This window comes from Oceanobacillus oncorhynchi (genome assembly GCF_000821065.1).
Lineage (GTDB): Bacteria > Bacillota > Bacilli > Bacillales > Amphibacillaceae > Oceanobacillus > Oceanobacillus oncorhynchi.
This window is the reverse complement of the sequence record NZ_CDGG01000001.1, coordinates 2,076,080-2,093,011: the sequence shown is the minus strand read 5'-3', so window position 1 is coordinate 2,093,011 and position 16,932 is coordinate 2,076,080. Positions and strand designations below refer to the sequence as shown.

General features: G+C 41.3%; 12 protein-coding genes and 1 pseudogene. 5 read left to right on the top strand and 8 right to left on the bottom strand.

The features are described from left to right. Positions 1 to 19: 19 nt before the first annotated feature. The 6 genes from BN997_RS09890 to BN997_RS09865 all read right to left on the bottom strand — a co-directional run bounded on the left by BN997_RS09890 (position 20) and on the right by BN997_RS09865 (position 6,631). Entirely contained in the window at positions 20 to 721 is a 702-nt protein-coding gene (locus BN997_RS09890) for a LutC/YkgG family protein (RefSeq protein ID WP_042531848.1), read from the bottom strand. Further along, positions 721 to 2,145, bottom strand: a complete 1,425-nt coding sequence (locus tag BN997_RS09885) for a LutB/LldF family L-lactate oxidation iron-sulfur protein (RefSeq protein WP_042531847.1) — start codon at positions 2,143 to 2,145, stop codon at positions 721 to 723. The genes BN997_RS09890 and BN997_RS09885 overlap by 1 nt, the downstream gene beginning before the upstream one ends. Beyond that, positions 2,142 to 2,885, bottom strand: coding sequence for a (Fe-S)-binding protein (locus BN997_RS09880; RefSeq protein WP_042531845.1), 744 nt, complete (start codon positions 2,883 to 2,885; stop codon positions 2,142 to 2,144). Before BN997_RS09880 ends, BN997_RS09885 begins: the two co-directional genes overlap by 4 nt. Before the next feature lie 42 nt (positions 2,886 to 2,927). Then, the gene (locus BN997_RS09875; protein WP_042531843.1) at positions 2,928 to 3,641 is read right to left on the bottom strand and encodes a FadR/GntR family transcriptional regulator; all 714 of its coding nucleotides are present in this window, start codon (positions 3,639 to 3,641) and stop codon (positions 2,928 to 2,930) included. A 70-nt stretch (positions 3,642 to 3,711) separates the two neighbouring features. Next, on the bottom strand, positions 3,712 to 5,301 hold the full coding sequence (locus BN997_RS09870; RefSeq protein ID WP_042531841.1) for an L-lactate permease: 1,590 nt from the start codon (positions 5,299 to 5,301) through the stop codon (positions 3,712 to 3,714). A gap of 1,099 nt (positions 5,302 to 6,400) precedes the next feature. Beyond that, complete coding sequence (locus BN997_RS09865; protein WP_042531839.1) at positions 6,401 to 6,631, bottom strand: hypothetical protein; 231 nt, start codon at positions 6,629 to 6,631, stop codon at positions 6,401 to 6,403. A gap of 297 nt (positions 6,632 to 6,928) precedes the next feature. Here BN997_RS09865 and BN997_RS09860 point away from each other — a divergent pair, with 297 nt between their 5' ends. The 5 genes and pseudogenes from BN997_RS09860 (at position 6,929) to BN997_RS09840 (ending at position 12,938) form a co-directional block, all read left to right on the top strand. Then, on the top strand, positions 6,929 to 7,918 hold the full coding sequence (locus BN997_RS09860) for a LacI family DNA-binding transcriptional regulator (RefSeq protein ID WP_042531836.1): 990 nt from the start codon (positions 6,929 to 6,931) through the stop codon (positions 7,916 to 7,918). Between the two features lie 11 nt (positions 7,919 to 7,929). After that, positions 7,930 to 8,946 (top strand): Gfo/Idh/MocA family protein, encoded by a 1,017-nt coding sequence (locus BN997_RS09855; protein WP_042531834.1) that lies wholly within the window; start codon positions 7,930 to 7,932, stop codon positions 8,944 to 8,946. Between the two features lie 300 nt (positions 8,947 to 9,246). Further along, a complete protein-coding gene (locus BN997_RS09850; protein ID WP_042531832.1) occupies positions 9,247 to 10,245 on the top strand; it encodes an ABC transporter substrate-binding protein in 999 nt (332 codons plus the stop codon). 56 nt (positions 10,246 to 10,301) lie between these two features. Continuing rightward, a pseudogene (locus BN997_RS09845) lies at positions 10,302 to 11,801 on the top strand (sugar ABC transporter ATP-binding protein). A gap of 90 nt (positions 11,802 to 11,891) precedes the next feature. Continuing rightward, on the top strand, positions 11,892 to 12,938 hold the full coding sequence (locus BN997_RS09840; RefSeq protein ID WP_042531830.1) for an ABC transporter permease: 1,047 nt from the start codon (positions 11,892 to 11,894) through the stop codon (positions 12,936 to 12,938). Between the two features lie 44 nt (positions 12,939 to 12,982). Here BN997_RS09840 and BN997_RS09835 read toward each other — a convergent pair whose 3' ends face one another. Further along, positions 12,983 to 14,797, bottom strand: coding sequence for a methyl-accepting chemotaxis protein (locus tag BN997_RS09835; RefSeq protein WP_042531828.1), 1,815 nt, complete (start codon positions 14,795 to 14,797; stop codon positions 12,983 to 12,985). After that, a complete protein-coding gene (locus tag BN997_RS09830) occupies positions 14,781 to 16,856 on the bottom strand; it encodes an efflux RND transporter permease subunit (protein ID WP_175297030.1) in 2,076 nt (691 codons plus the stop codon). The genes BN997_RS09835 and BN997_RS09830 overlap by 17 nt, the downstream gene beginning before the upstream one ends. Between the last annotated feature and the right edge of the window lie 76 nt (positions 16,857 to 16,932).

The window sequence follows — 16,932 nt, the reverse complement described above, 5'->3', positions numbered from 1 at the left end:
AGCTGCCATAAAAGCTATATTAATCTACTACAATATACGTTACCTTTACCGGTCCATGCACACCAACAATCAGATTCATTTCAATATCAGCACTGTTACTCGGACCTGTTACAAAACAAACACTGGAAGGAGGAGCAATGCCTTTTTCATTATCCTGATGAATCTTACCTGCTGCCTGTGTCATCCTGGGCACAATTGTTTCTTTAGGGATAATGGCAACATAGCATTTCGGCATTAAGCTGATGGATCTGCCATTATCTTTATTCGTCATCAATGCGACTGTTCCTGATTCAGCAAGCGTGATATCACTAAAGGAAATACCGACATCTGTTCTTTCGGCAATCACTTGGTTTTCCTTACCAAGGCTTGCATCCCAGATATGGACATCGACCTCTTTTGAAAATTCCTCATAAGCCTTATCCAGTCCATACTCCTGGTTACGCTTATCATTCGATGCAATAATCGAAGCTGCCTCATATCCATCTAATACTCTTTTCAGTGTTGCTTGCAAATCGCTTTTATCTGTCCGGACAAAATCGGTATGGATCACCTTACAATGCTCCTTTAGCACTCCAATCAGCTCTTCGGCAGAATAATCTTTAAAAACCTCATGCTGCGGCTGAACACTGTACTCCGGCCGGCTTACACTTTCTCTTCTTTGCGGACGTCCCAGGTTTGCGGCAAGATTGCTTAAAAAGGAGTCACGGTTTTGAATAGCCATTATGCCTCTCCTCCCTTCTGACGTTTATTCCACCAGCTGCGGAAGGATTGTTTCCCCGGTGCCGGAAAATCTCGGACATCCGTCCATCCTTTTAATGGTCCCGGGCCATTTTCAACGTATTCCTCTTTTGTCCACGGTTTTAATGCACTTCTTGCGACTTTTGTACTTAATTTATACGCCGCTGGATTCGAGGCCCATTGCGCAAAACCTTTCATCATGATTTTTTCAGAAGCAGGCGATTTTTTCTCTTCTTCTACAATAATTTCACGGTGACGTATCAACTGTTCATGTAATGGAATTTTCACCGGACATGCTTCCGTACAAGCAGCACATAAAGAAGACGCATACGGCAATTCTTTATGATCCTCATAGCCGTCAAGCAGCGGTGTTAATACAGCTCCAATTGGGCCTGGATAAATCGAGTTATACGCATGCCCGCCGACATGGCGATACACCGGACACACATTAATACAAGCTGCACAGCGGATACAATGAAGTGCAGACTGAAATTCTGTTCCCAGGATTTTAGAACGTCCATTATCCACAATCACCAGATGATAATCATCCGGGCCGTCGATTTCCTCTTCCAAGCGCGTCCCTGTAATGGTTGTGATATAACTGGTCAGCTTCTGCCCGACAGCAGCTCTTGTTAATAAGCTCACTAATACTTCCATGTCCTCCCAGGTTGGAACGAGTCTCTCCATCCCCATTACACTGATTTGTGTATCAGGAAGGGAAGTAACCATTTCCGCATTTCCTTCATTGGTTACCAATGTAACAGAACCAGATTCTGCAATCGCAAAGTTGCAGCCGGTAATCCCGACATCCGCAGTTAAGAAATCCTGCCTCAGCTGTTCTCTGGCAAAGGAAGCCAGTTCCTCCGGTGTATCTGATTTATCATAGCCTTTTTTATCTTGAAAGGTATTTTTGATTTGCTGCCTATTTTTATGCAAAGCCGGGGTGACGATATGTGATGGAGGATCTTCATCTAATTGCAGAATCCATTCCCCTAAATCCGATTCGACTACCTCTGCTCCGATTTCCTCTAATGTTTTATTTAAACCAATTTCTTCGGTAACCATAGATTTGGTTTTCACAACTTTTTTCGCGTTTTTCTTTTTGACGACATTTTCAATATAAGTATTCGCTTCCTCTGCCGTCTCCGCAAAAAAGACATTACCGCCGCGTTTTTCCACTTCCTCACTGAGCTGATACAAATAATAATCAATGTTTTCTAATGTATGGGACCGTATTTCCTCACCAAGCTGGCGCCAATCCTCCCAATTGCCGAGCTCTTCCGCCTGCGTCAGGCGGCCATTCCGGAACCTTCCTTGTGCAGAAGAAACAGCCTGCCGCATAAAATCATTGTCAATCCCTTTTCCAATCCGTTCTTTATAAGGAGCTTCGCTAATTTTTATGCTCATGCGGTTACGCCTCCTTGCTCTTTGACATGTGTATTTAAAATTTCAGTGATATGCATGACTTTTACATTTTTACCTTCTCTGCGCATACGTCCGCCGATATTCATCAGACAGCCCATATCTCCGCCGACAAGGTATTCTGCTTCTGTTTCCGATACATGCCGGGATTTTTCTTTTACCATTTCACCAGATATATCTGCATTTTTCACAGCAAATGTACCGCCAAACCCGCAGCAGTCCTCTTTTACCGGCAGTTCAACAAAGTCAATTCCTTTGACATTTTTAAGCAGCTTCGTCGGCGCTTCCTTTACTCCTAAAATACGGGTCATATGACAGGACGGATGATAGGTTACCCTTCCCTCAAAGGTAGAACCGACATCAGTTATCCCTAATACATCCACGATAAACTGTGTTACTTCATAGGATTTATTAGCCAGGTCAATTGCCGGCTGTTCCCACTCCGGGTCCCCCTTGAGTACGTTCGGATATTCTCGCAGCATACCGACACATGAACCAGACGGGCCGACCACATACTCCGAATCTTTAAAGGCCTTTATCATCTGCTTCATTGCTTTTTTCGCTTCACTCAGATAACCGCTGTTATATGCTGGCTGGCCGCAGCAGGTTTGAGCTGCCGGGAAATCTACTTCACAGCCCAGACGCTCTAATAATTCCACCGTATTCTTACCTACATCTGCAAAAACAATATCACTTACACATGTAATGAACAAAGATACTTTCATTTTTTCCACCTCTTCTATTGAAACCGGACATGAACGAGGTATTTAATTCTTATCAAGTTCTTGAAACAGCAACTGCTCTACATTCTCCAAATGCTCATACATTTTTTCTCTTGCCTGGTCCGCCTGCCTATTTTTGATTGCTTGATAAATACGTTCATGCTCTTCATATAAAATATGTGACCGGTCTTCTGTATATAATAATATCCGCCGTGCTTCCCGAATCGTCTCTGACATTAATTCGGAAACACTGCCCATTAAATGAATCAATAAATTCATTTGCGTTGCCTGAGCAACAGCCAGATGAAAATCGGTGTCTGCCTGCTCAGAAAGCTGATCATTCCCTTTCGCATCCGCCATCAGCTGTAACGCTGCTTCCATTTTCTCAAGGTCCTTGTCCGTATAGCTCTCTGCAGCATATGCGGCAGTGCCGACTTCTAAAATTTTGCGGACCTGATACAATTCTTTAACGTCATTCTGTTTCATTAAAAATGCAGTGCTCACAGGCAAGGTGAAAAGCTCTGCATCAAACGCTTTTACGTAGGTGCCTTCTCCCTGCCGCATTTCGACCAGCCCCATGGAACGGAGTCCGCTGAGCGCCTCTCTGATTGCGGAACGGCCGACGCCAAAGCTTTTTGCCAACTGCTCTACAGAATCCAGCTTATCTCCTGACTTCAACCTTCCGTCCTTAATCATGCCAATCAAGGAATCTGCTACTTGCTCATATATTTTTTCGGTTTTTATACGCTTATATTCCATCTTGTCAACTCCTCTAGTACGTGAATCTATTTTAATTCATTCCCAGAGGTTTTTAAAGCCCATCAGCTTATCAGCCGAAGAATTGAATAGCAATAAACCCAGCCAATCCAATCATCAATCCATAGACAACGGCCGGAATCAGCGTTTTCCGAATGATATCCCCTTCTTTACCGCTCAAGCCAACGACCGCGCTTGCTGCAACGACATTATGCACACAAATCATATTTCCCGCTCCAGCTCCCATTGTTTGAGCAGCTAAAACCGTATTTATATCTAAGCCCAATTGATTTGCTACGCTGTATTGAATAGGTGAGAATGTTAAAGTAGAAACCGTCGCACTTCCAGTAATAAACGACCCTAACTCTCCTAAAAAGGGTGCGACAAACATCCACATAAACCCTAAATGCTCCGCCATGCTTACGGCGATATACTGCGGCATGCTGATTAAATCTTCTGTATTTATTCCCGAATTTGTAAACACATGCACCATTGCTAATGTGGCTACTAAAGCAATTGCTGTTGACCGCATCGTCATCAGAGAATCCTTGGAGGCACTAAAAAACGTGCCAATTGATTTTCGATGAACAAATACAGATAAAACTGCCGCAAAGGTTAAAATTGTTCCTGGCGAATATAAAAACTCCCAGGCAGAGTCCACACCTTCTACACCAAAAATAGTTGTCCAAGAGAAATCAATGGCTGCCTGTGTGAACTCCTGCAGCCAAGGTATAATCCTGGTCATTAACAACAAGGCAACGACAATAACATAAGGTGTCCAAGCTGCCCCTATGCTCATCTTTGACTTCTCCGTTTCCACTTCAAAACCGGGGCGCAGCGCCTCTTTCCATGTCGTTTTTGGTAACAGCCAGCCTTTTTTAGCCGTGATTGTTGCTACTACCAATCCAGTTAAAGATGCTAAAATAGAGATAAATTCCTGACCAAATACCGAAGCATAGAATAAAGCAGACAACGTATAAGTAAACCCTATAAGAATGGTCCACGGAAGCATCGGCAAGGCATACTTAAACCCTTTGTTTCCACCAAAAAATAAAGTCATAATAACAATGACAATAAACGGTATAAATGATCCGGCGAATATATCTAACGTGGTTATCCGCACTCCAATTGCATTAAAGAACTCCGCATCTGCCCCCGGGATATTACTTAACCCTACTGCCAAAGGTGTCCCTACAGCTCCAAAAGCCACCTGTGCGCTGTCTGCAATCAACGCCAATGTCGCAGCAACAATAGGACGAAATCCTAAAGCTACCATTAATGGAGCTGTAACCATTGCCGGAGTTCCGAACCCTGCTGCCCCTTCAATCACTCCGCCAAATAAAAAAGCAACAATGACAACCTGAACACGCATATCTTCAGAGATGCTCTGAAAACCTTGATTTATTCTGTCCACTGCTCCTGTTTTTCGAAGTGTATCCAATAAAACTAATGCACCAAATAAAATCCATAGAATCGTTAATGTTTTATGGGCCCCTTGAAAAATCGATGATAGAATAACATTTCCTTCCATCCCCCAAAAAATCATAGCTATTGCAATAACGATTGCTGCGCTTAACGACATCCCCTTCATTGCCGGCATACGTAACAGAACTAAAAACACAAACGGCGCAATGATTGCACTTAAAGCTAATAATAAATACAAACGAATCCCCCCTTGCCGCTCTTCTAAAACGCTTTCATTAGATATGTATAAGCAAGGTCATCAGATGACCTTACTTATACATAGTACTTTATAATTCTATTGATGACAAGATAAAATTATAAATTTTTCCCGAAAACATATAAAAGCAACATGTGGTACCAATTCTAGTGCTTATTTTTTAAATAGTTGGGTAAATAATCTATAATTTACAATTTTATTATGTTTTTCCAATATTAACTATGATATAATTAATAATTTTATGATTCTTCGAGAAAGATATTGCCATCACATGTCTTTTGTTGTAATCTAATTTAATTATTCAGAATTTTTATAATTGTACATCATTTGCATGTTAGATTCTTAGTGAAATAGTCCAAGAGAATGTTCAACTATTTACTAACAGATTTGCTGAAGCGAGTAACAACGCCCCCCCAGTATCCAATAATAAACAGCTCAGGAATTTCCGTTTAAAAAACTATTCATGGTGCGGGGCACTAGCCGACTATTTCTTATCTGTCAATTTTGCGAATACATCTATTAAATGAAACATGAGTGAATTTCATAATTCAAAGCCCTTGTGTCCCAAGCTTTTTGAAACATAAAAAAAGAAGTACCTCCCCAAATCTTGTATAATGGTAGTTACCCAGAAAACCATAAAAAGACTGGAGGAGTACTTCTTATGACCATTATACGACAACCGAGTCTATTTGGCATCCAAGAATTATATGACATCCAAGCGGAGCTTATTCAACAACAACAAGCTGCATAATTTTTGTTTTTTAAAATACACTTTCGAAAATTCTGCTCGTCTTTGTATTTTTAAAAAGAGCAATTATGAAATTCATTCAAATAATTACGAAAAAATTGTTATTTTAGAAGACCATTATACTTTTAATGCTATGACAGAGAAATTATTTGATAAAAAATTGAAACCTGGTATATATGATACTGAAGATATTATTGGAAATCAGGAACTTAATAATAAAAATTGACATTCATTAATAAACCAAGCAATTGAGTAAAATCAACAGCTTGGTTTATTAATATAATAGTTTAAAACACATAAGCCTTATAGATTCATCCTATTATTTGCTGCTAATTATATACAAAATCGCAACATCTCACCCAAACCCTTCTCCACAAAAGCAGGAATATCTCTTTTCTGAACAGCAGCCAATTCTTTCAGTGTATAGCCTTCCTCTAAAAGAAATTTCATCAGCTTTCGCCCTGCATAGTAGGCCTCTCTCTTATTCCCTGTTGTCCCCACACTAAAAGTAAAGCGAATCAGTTCTTCATTATCCGAACTGTCCAAATACGGCATCACAGGCATTTATCCACTCATTCTCTGCGTCCAAATAATCCTTTTTCTCTTTTCCAGGAATAAGTATTTTGCTTGTATGCATGGCAATGTCCTCTTCTAAAATCAGCTGTGCTACTGGTTGCTCCCAATCCAGCTTTAAAAAGTAGCTTATTTATAAATAAGCTGCTCTTCCAAATTTTTTAGAATGTATTTATAAACCTTCGCATATTAATTCTATAGCTTACAGAAAACGTTTACATCAGAACTTCTTCATTCTATTCAATTCTACATCGACTGTACATTATTTGTTCTGAAAGAGGTTGTGCCATGGCAAATATACATCAGGTTGCAAAACAGGCAGGTGTTTCCATTGCTACGGTTTCGCGTGTTTTAAATAACACATCCAAGGTCTCTGAGAAAACGCGACACAAGGTTGAAAAAGCCATTCGGGAGTTAAATTATGCTCCCAGTATGCTTGGCAGGAATTTACGAAACTCGGAAAGCAGATTACTTCTTGTTCTTATTCACACGTTCTCAAACCCTTATTACACAGAAATCATTAATGGGATTGAGGATTATGCCATAGAAAACAACTATAATATTCTGCTTTGCGAAACAGATGATAACCTGCAGCGGGAAGATATCTTTCTTCATATGGTTCGTAATAAATTGGCGGACGGTATTATTTCCATGAATCCTACCGTTCATGTTGATAAGCTGAAAGAGCTTTCTGAGTCCCATTCTATCGTGCTTTGCAGTGATTATTATGAAGATGCCAATATCCCTTATATTGCAATTGATAATACAGAGGCTGCTTATCGCGCGGTAAAGTATCTGATTACGATGGGAAATAAAAAAATCGGCTTGATCAATTTCAATGAAAATCTGCTCTATGCAAAGCAGCGGCGCATCGGATTTGAGAAGGCCTTAAACGAATTTCAATTGCCTATTTGTGACGAATGGATCCATTACACTGACGGACTCAGCTTCCAGGACGGTGTAGAAGCCATGCGGCGAATGCTGCGTTCTAAAAACCGGCCAACTGCTGTATTTATTATTTCAGACACTTTAGCGATTGGCGCTATCAAAGAATTACATGCTCAGGGCATTAAGGTCCCTCAAGAGATGGCGATTATCGGATTTGACAATATTGCTTTTTCCAGTATGACCACACCTGCCCTGACAACAGTTTCTCAGCCAAAATATCAAATGGGCTATCGTTCCGCAAAAATGGTCATTGACCGGATTCAAGGGCTGCCTGTTGAAAATGTCATCATGGATTATGAGTTGATTATTCGAGAATCAACATTGGGTTAGGAGGGATCTAAATGATTGTAGGAATTATTGGCTGCGGCTCGATTACACGCTTCAGGCATGCTCCCGAGTATAGAGCCAATCCATCCGTAAAAGAGATTGTTTTCTATGACAGAAATCCTGAACGCGCAGAGGAAATGAAGCAATTATTTGGCGGCAGAACCGCTTCGTCACTGGAGGCATTGCTTCAAGATTCGACCGTTGATGCCATTAGTGATTGCTCTTCCAATGAAGCGCATTATATCCACACTACAAAAGCTTTGCAAGCCGGCAAGCATGTTCTTTGTGAAAAACCAATTGCCGCCACTGTGGAACAGGCAGAAAAAATGGTACGTACTGCGAAGGAAACCGGAAAGCTATTAATGGTGGACCACAACCAACGCTTTACAAAAGCACATCAAAAAGCACGCGAAATCCTTCGAGCGAAAGAGCTTGGCGAGATTCTCTCCTTTCAGACAACCTTTGGGCATAGCGGCCCCGAAGATTGGGGAGCAACCAAATCAAAAGAAACCTGGTTTTTTAAAAAAGACCGTTCCCATTCAGGGGCTGCAGGAGATTTAGGCATTCATAAGCTGGACCTGCTCTTCTATCTGTTGGATGACGATATTACAAATCTCCATTCCTATACAGCTACCCTAGATAAAACAGATGAAAACGGTCAGCCTATCGAAGTAAATGACAATGTCGTCTGTATTTTAAAAACTGCTGGAGGAAGCATTGGTACTGCCACTTTCTCTTGGACCTATTACGGGGAAGAAAATAACTCTACAACGATTTACTGCCAGGAAGGAATTATGAAAATATACCAGGATAAACACTATCCACTTCTTATTGCAAAGAAAAACGGTGAAAACATTTACTATGCATTAGAAGGAATTCAAACCAATACGAATCAAACAAACTCCGGCGTAATCGATGCCTTTATCCATTGCATTCAAGAAGAAAAAAAGCCCATTGTCAGCGGAGAAGATGCATTAAAATCATTACGACTGCTTGAAGAAATTCTCCAGCAAAACGAGGAAAGGATGTAATGGATTTCATGAAAGCAGCTGATTTATCTCTCATAGGAAGGAAAGGAGGCGTTTTCCCCATCTATTTTATTTATTTCCATCATTACCTCGTATGCTAATTGCAAACGGTTATTCCTGTCTCTTATTCTCATCTAGATGTTTTTTTGAGACAGTTTTTTTGCAACATGTTGTACCAATTCTAGTGCTTATTTTTTAAATAGTTGGGTAAATAATCTATAATTTACAATTGCAAACGGTTATTCTGTGCAGAGCCAGTCTATTTTATAAGATTCACTAAAAATCGGGGAGGTTTACAATACGATGAAGAAAAAAAGTTTTGGCTTTTTAATGATTGCTGTCCTCATGCTTTTGTTGGCTGCTTGCGGCGGTGGAAATGATTCTGGTAAGGCTTCAGAGGAGAATAATGCGGACAGCGGAAATGGCAGCGAGGACACTGAAGAACACTATAAAATTGGCATACTTGCGCCAGAAGTGACGCATGGCTGGGTTGCGGCAGTTGCTTACCATGCTGAAGAACGCGTAAAAGAATTAGGAGATCAAGTAGATTATCAAATTCAAACCAGCAGTAACGCGGAACAAATGACTTCCCAATTAGATGATTTAATGACATGGGGAGCTGACGCCATTGTTGCTTTTCCTCAATGGGAGGGCATGGAAGTCCCGATTCAAAATGCCATTGACAGTGGTATAACCGTGGTTAACTTTGACATCGCGATTGATGTAGAAGGAGTTTACCGCGTTGCAGGTGATAATGAAGATATGGGTATCCAGGGAGCGAATTACATTGTAGATAAAATTGGTGAGGAAGGGAATGTCGTTGTACTGGAAGTACCTTCGTCTGGTTCTGTATCCGAATTACGGACCAAAGGCTTCGAGGAAACCATGGCAGAAATTGCTCCAGATATGAATCTGATGACGTATGCAACAGAATTCACCAGAGAGGATGGTTTAGCTGACTTCGCTGATATTCTGACTTCTGTTGAGGATATTGATGCCGTTTATTCGATTGATGATGAAACCTCTGTCGGTGTCTTACAAGCTATTCAAGAAGCTGGAAGAACAGACATTCAAGTCGTCACAGGCGGCGGTGGCATGCAGGAATATTTTGAAATGATGCCAGAAAACGAAGATATCTGGATTCAATCCGCATTATACAGCCCTGTTATGGTAAAAGATGCTGTTGACATTGCGATAGACGTGCTCAACGGAGAAGACGTGGAGGAAGAAACCATCATTCCAACTACTGTCGTTGACCGGGATAACTACGAAGAATTCTTAGATGAAAATTCACCATATTAAGCAGAGGGGAGCAGGAAAGTCTGCTCCCTTTCCATCCATTTCTCAGAGGTGATGACATGCTTGTGGAGTTAAGAAATATCCAAAAGTCCTTTGGCAAAAATCATGTTCTAAAAGACGTTTCCCTTTCTATTAAAGCAGGAGAAATTTGTGCATTGCTTGGAGAAAATGGAGCAGGGAAATCAACCCTGATGAACATCTTAGGCGGTATTCATCAGCCTGATAAAGGCAAGCTTTATATAAACGGGGCCGAGGTAAATCTGACCGGTCCGGAGCAATCTATTAATATGGGAATTTCTTTTATCCATCAGGAGCTGAACTTAATTAATGATCTGCCCATCTATGAAAATATGTTTTTAGAAAGAGATTATAAAAAGGGATTCAAGCGCGTACAGCATCAAAAAATGATTCAAGAAACAAAGGAGATATTTGAACGCATGCATGTAGACCTTGACCCCCGCATGCTGGTCAAAGAGTTAGATTCTTCCTATAAACAAATTATTGAAATCTGTCGCGCGATTTCGATGAATGCTTCTGTCATTATCATGGATGAACCAACAACATCGCTTACCGATTCTGAAATCGAACGTGTATTTACGATGATGCGGCGTTTACGCGATCAACAGGTTGGCATTATTTTTATCTCTCATAAGTTAAAAGAAGTCATTGAGGCTTGTGACACATATGCCGTACTTCGGGATGGCAGGCTTGTTTCTGAAGGACAGGTCAGTGATGTAACCACAAAGGAGCTTGCCCGCTTTATGGTCGGCTATGATGTCCGGACAGATCAACTGGTCCAGCAGCGTGACCGCGGTGAAGAAATCCTGCGTGCAGAAAAATTTACGTATAATGCTGCTTTTTCCGATATTACTTTTTCCATTCATCAGGGAGAGGTTGTCGGATTCACCGGTCTTTTAGGGGACGGACGCAGTGAGCTGTTTCAATCCATTTTTGGCGCAAATGATATTTCATCGGGCAAGCTGTTCCTTTACGGCAAAGAAATTAATATCCATACCACGATGGACGCTGTTAAAAACGGAATTGCCTACCTTCCAAGAAACAGAAAGGAAAACGCCATTATTAAAGATATGAACATTCTCGAAAATAGCGCCATTGCTTCTTGAAAGAGACATGCCAAATGGGGAATCATCCAGCATTCCATCCATCAAGAGAAGCTGGCTGCACTTCAAAAACAGCTGAAGATACGGATGACTGATTCCTCAAACAGTATTCTGAATCTCTCTGGAGGAAATCAGCAGAAGGTCGTTTTAGCTAAATGGCTTTCCACAGATCCCCGTATTTTGATTTTAGATAACCCGACACAAGGGGTAGATGTTGGAGCGAAGGAAGATATCTATGATATTATCCTTCGTTTAGCTGATGAAGGGATTGGGGTTATTATTCTTTCCAGTGAAGCAAATGAAATATTAAGGCTTTGCAATCGGACGTATGTCATGTACCACGGACAGCTGCAAGGAGAATTAAAAGGAGAAGCAATGAACGAACAAGCAATAATGGAGCTGGCTACAGGCGGAGATGCTTTTATTTCAACGTCTTAATGGACTGTCCGCCATCACTTAGGCGATAAGTAACAGGTATCCCGCAGGTTGCAGCTTCTTTTTATCCGGGATCGAAAAGGGGTGTACCTTTTGACAGAGAAAAATATCAATTACTTTCACCAGTTTATCCTTTGGTTCAAGAATCGATGGTCTACTAGTCCATTGTTTAGTATTTTTATTGCGTTCATCGTAATGGTTATCTTACAAACGATTGTATTAGGCTTTGATTATCCTTCATTTGGAGAATGGTTTACGTCTTGGACTAATAACTGGATCAATATTTTACGAAACAATGCCAGTGTAGCAATTGTCGCACTGGGAATGACGTTTGTTATTATGACAGGCGGAATCGATTTAGCTGTTGGTGCAACGCTTGTAGCAACTGGCGCATTGACAATGACATTGCTTGATATTGGAGCAAACGGTTTTTTTAATGCGATTGGAATCACAGGCTGGACAGCTATTTTCATTACAATCATTGTTGTGATTCTTTTTGGATATTTGCTTGGTTCCTTAATTGGCGTAACTGTTACACGGGGAATGGTTCCTCCTTTTATAGCCACCTTAGGAGCGATGATGGTCTTCCGCAGTGTCACACAGCATTTCATGCAAGGAGCTGCACCGCGTGTACCGCCAGAATTTTTACAAATTGCCAATTTCAAAATCGGGAACTATATGATTATGCCCATCATCTACTGGATTTTGATTGCTGCTGTTATGTATTATATTTCCAAGCGCACCATCTTTGGCCGGCAGATTATTGCGGTTGGCTCCAATGAAAGAGCTGCCAGACTATCCGGAATTAACGTGAAGCAGGTTAAGTACCGGGTTTATGCGCTTTCCGGAATACTTGTAGCCATTGCTGCAATCATTCAAGTTTCTCGAATCGGCTCGATGGATTTTGCCGGTTCAGGACGGGGAATGGAAATGGACGCTATCGCTGCCGCTGTTGTCGGAGGTACAAGTATGATGGGCGGAAGAGGATTTATCCTCGGAACGGTTTATGGAATGTTGATTATTGCTGTGCTGAACAACCTGCTCAATCTCTTCGGGGTTCCTCCATTACTGCGGGATGCATTTAAAGGGATGATTGTCATTGCAGCTGTTCTGTTGCAGCGGAAGGAAAAAACCGCATGAGTCATTTCATGCGGTTTCTTTATCATTAAAATATTGAAATCCTCTTAAAACAAATTCAATAACCTATCCCAAAACCCTTCGTTCTCTTCCTCTTCTTCTGTCTCTTCGGTATCCTCTTCCGGCTGAATACTGTCTGTTTGAATCACAAATTGAACAGAATTTGTGATCTCATCATTTTCTCCCGATACGAAGGATACAGGATCAAAATCAGATTTATCATATTGTGAAATCATCTCATCAATTTCTTCCTGCATCTCATCAGGGATACTTTCAGTGGCATCATATAATTCACTGGTTCCATCCTGTAATTCATCTGCTCCGTTCGCAAGTTCATTGGAACCGGATGCCGATTCACTAATTCCATTATGAATATCAGCATAGGAAGTACTGAGCTCATTTACGCCATTGGTATAAGAAACCAGACCTTCATGGAACTGATTATAATTTTCAGCCATGGTATCTACACTTGTAATAAATTCATCCAGTCCTTCATCGATATCAATTTGGCCGACAGATTGCTCTAATTCATCGGAAAACGTACGGATATTGCTGGCAATGTCACTGGCAGAAGTTTGAAATTCAGATAATGCCGGCTCCACCGCATCAAATGATTCTACGGATTCATAGTAGACAGCTAATGCACCTTGGGCAGCTTCATAGGTGCCAACTAATTCATCAACAACCGCCGGATCTACTGCTTCACTATCATATAATGCTTGAAAATCCTCTTCTGTTAAGGTGGCTTCTGGGATGCCCTCCATAGCTGTCTGCAATGCTTCTTTCGCATCTCCATAGCCTGTTGACAGCGAATCTAATTCGTCAGCCAATGCTTCCATTCCTGCAGCCATATCTGATGCAGCTTCTGTCATCCCGCTTAACTGCTCTATTCCATCTATCCCTGTAATTTGGCCAACTTCTTCCTGTACGGTTTGAAAAGCATTATTGATTTCTTCCGATGCACCTGTTAATTCACCGCTGGAATTATTTAACTCATTTAAACCGTTCTGAAATTCAGAAGACCCATTCTCTAATTCACTTAATCCGCCAGACAGCCCGCTGATTCCATCACCAAGCTCACCTACTCCCTGGTTGATTTCACCAATGGCATCGGTTAAGCTCTGAAACTCCTCTGTGAGCGCATCTGTATCCGGACCGTCTACAGAAACAGAAGACGGCAGGCCGGAGATTTCCATTCCTTCTAATTCAAATTGATCGGTATCTGCTTGAATCGTCAGCGTCTCTTCTTCTCCCGGCATCACCGTAAATGCCACCTGCCTATTTTTCCCGGCATTGGCTATCGTTGCATCCTCCGCTTCAATATTATAAAAGTAATCGGTATTCAGCGCCTGTGATATTTGCAGCATATAGTTATCAAAGAAAGCAGTTTCTGTTTCTGCATTCTCTTCTACCTTTATTTCGATTTCTACCTGTCCGGATTCCCCAATAACCGTTTGCGGATCTACTTCTTCCCCGTCTAAATAATAGGAGATGGTGAATTTCCAGGGCAGCTCTTTGGAAAGGTCTCCTTGATAATAAAACGTATCTGAAGCCGCGTCCATACGGATTGTATCTCCGTCCTGTTCTATTTCACTCGTATCTGTTAAATTCTTGATAGATTCATAGTTTCCGAAATCCTCAATAACACCTGATTTATTCAATTCAAACGCATTTACGACATAGATATTTTCTAATGCGCCGCCTGCTTCTAAATTCGCATAAATAACCTCGTTCTTTTCCTCAATTTCCGCATCTCCCTCAGACGCAGAATCCTCAGAAGCCCCCTCTGCAAGAGCTGTATTCATAAACGGAATAAAGAACAGAGCTAAAGCGAGCCAGATCCATTTAATTGTTGTCCTCATGTTTTTCCTCCTTGCGAAACTTCATTCCTAATGATGTCTTTTGAAGCAATGTATCCCCATATACAAGCAATGCAGGCAGTAAGGTGATAACCAGAATAAATGCCAAGAGCGCACCTCTCCCCAGCAGCAAGCCGATAGACCCGACAACCGGATTAGATGATGTCATCCATAAAACAAATCCGACGATGGATAGAATCGATGCAGAAACAGCAATGGAGAAAATCTTATCATCCAATGTCATTTTTATTGCCTTCCATTTCGGCATATATCTTCTGTAATTTTTATATGTCTCCGTTAATAATATGGCATAATCCACCGTTGCTGCCAGCTGAACCGTACTGACAATTAAATAACCGATAAAGACAAGCGGTGTTCCTGTAAAATAAGGAATAGCTAAGTTTATCCATACGGCTGCTTGGATAACCAGTAGTAAAATAATCGGGAAAGAAATCGATCGGAAATTAACCAAAATCACAATCCCTACCCCAAGAATGGTTAAAATATTTACAAGCTGATTATCCTGGGACACAATATTCTTCATATCATACAGAGACGCACTTTCACCTAAGGTCAGCGCCTCCTCTCCATAATAAGCGGAAGCAATTTCCCGTATATCTTCTATCACTGCAAAAGGAAGGTCTCCTTCTGTTCCAGCTTCCGTATTAATAATAATCCGGCTGTAATGATCGGAAAGAAATTGCTCTGTCGCCTCTTCCTCTAAAAAGTCCTGCGGAATAACACTGCCGACCATGGTTGCATAGCTGATAACCGAGGAAACATGATTTACATTGTCCAGGACCTGAACCATTTCCTCCTCTTTCCCTATATCATTATTAGGAATAAGCAACACAACGGAAGTCGATTCTCCAAAAACTTCTTCAATCTGTCTCACATCAGTTCCTAGCCGGGTATCCTCCGGCGGTTCTCCCATCCCGTAGGTAAAGGTCGTGCTGCTCTGCGCCATAAAGCTGGGAACAAGAAGCAGCAGCACCAGAATAAGAACAGGAAGTCTTAATTTCAAGAGCTTCTTCCCGACTCCCTCAAAACGAGTCGGAACAAACGCACGATGCTGCGTCCGGTCAATCCAGCGATAAAACACAAGTGTAAAGGCTGGCAGAAAGACAATCACACTGATAAAGCTTAAAATAATTCCTTTAACTAAGTTCAACCCCAGATCGGAACCAATCTCAAAACGCATAAACATCAATGCCATAAAGCCAAAAATAGTTGTAAAAGCACTTGTGCTGATAACCGGCCATGATTCTTTAATAGCTGATTTCATTGCTTCTTCCGGTTTGTAATTTTTATTCCTGTAATCCTGAAAGCTATGCAGAAGAAAAATAGCATAATCCAAGGAGACTGCAAGCTGCAATATTGGTGCAACCGCTTGGGTAACAAAAGAAATCTCGCCGATAAATATGTTCGTCCCCAGGTTAATTAATACAGATACCCCAATGGCTGTCAGGAAAAATACCGGCTCCACCCATGAGCTGGTAGACAAGATAAGAATAATGATAATAATTGGAACAAGCAAGGCCGCCGCGTACATGCTCTCTGTCCCTGTCATTTCCTGTTCTGTTGCTGTATTGACAGCCTCCCCGGAAACGGCATTTCCCTCACCAATCAAGTCATAAATAGCATTGGTGGCCTCTACCTCTTTTTCATTGGCAATCGTGACAGAAAAAAGGGCATTTTCATCCTTATAGTATGTCTCCACTGTATCCGTGTCAGTTACTTCAATCGGTGTCCGAATATCAACAACATCATCCAGCCAGAGAACCTCTGTAATCCCATTTATCTCTTCCAGAGCATGTTTATACTCCATCGCTTCCTGAATCGAGACATCTCCTATCATGACCCTGGCATTTGCAATACCGCTTGAAAATTCCTCCTCCATCACCTCTAAAGCCTGCGTAGATTCTGCATCATCCGGTAAATAATCCTGCATATTGTAATTCACATCAACAAACAGAATCCCCGCTAAAGAAAGGATCATAAGTATGATAAAAAGTGTTACCACTGTCTTTTTAAAACGAATAATTAAATTTGCCACTGTCATTCCCCATTACCTTGCTGATTTCATTCATATAATCTATTATTATAACTACACACTGTCAGTTAGACAACAAACAGTT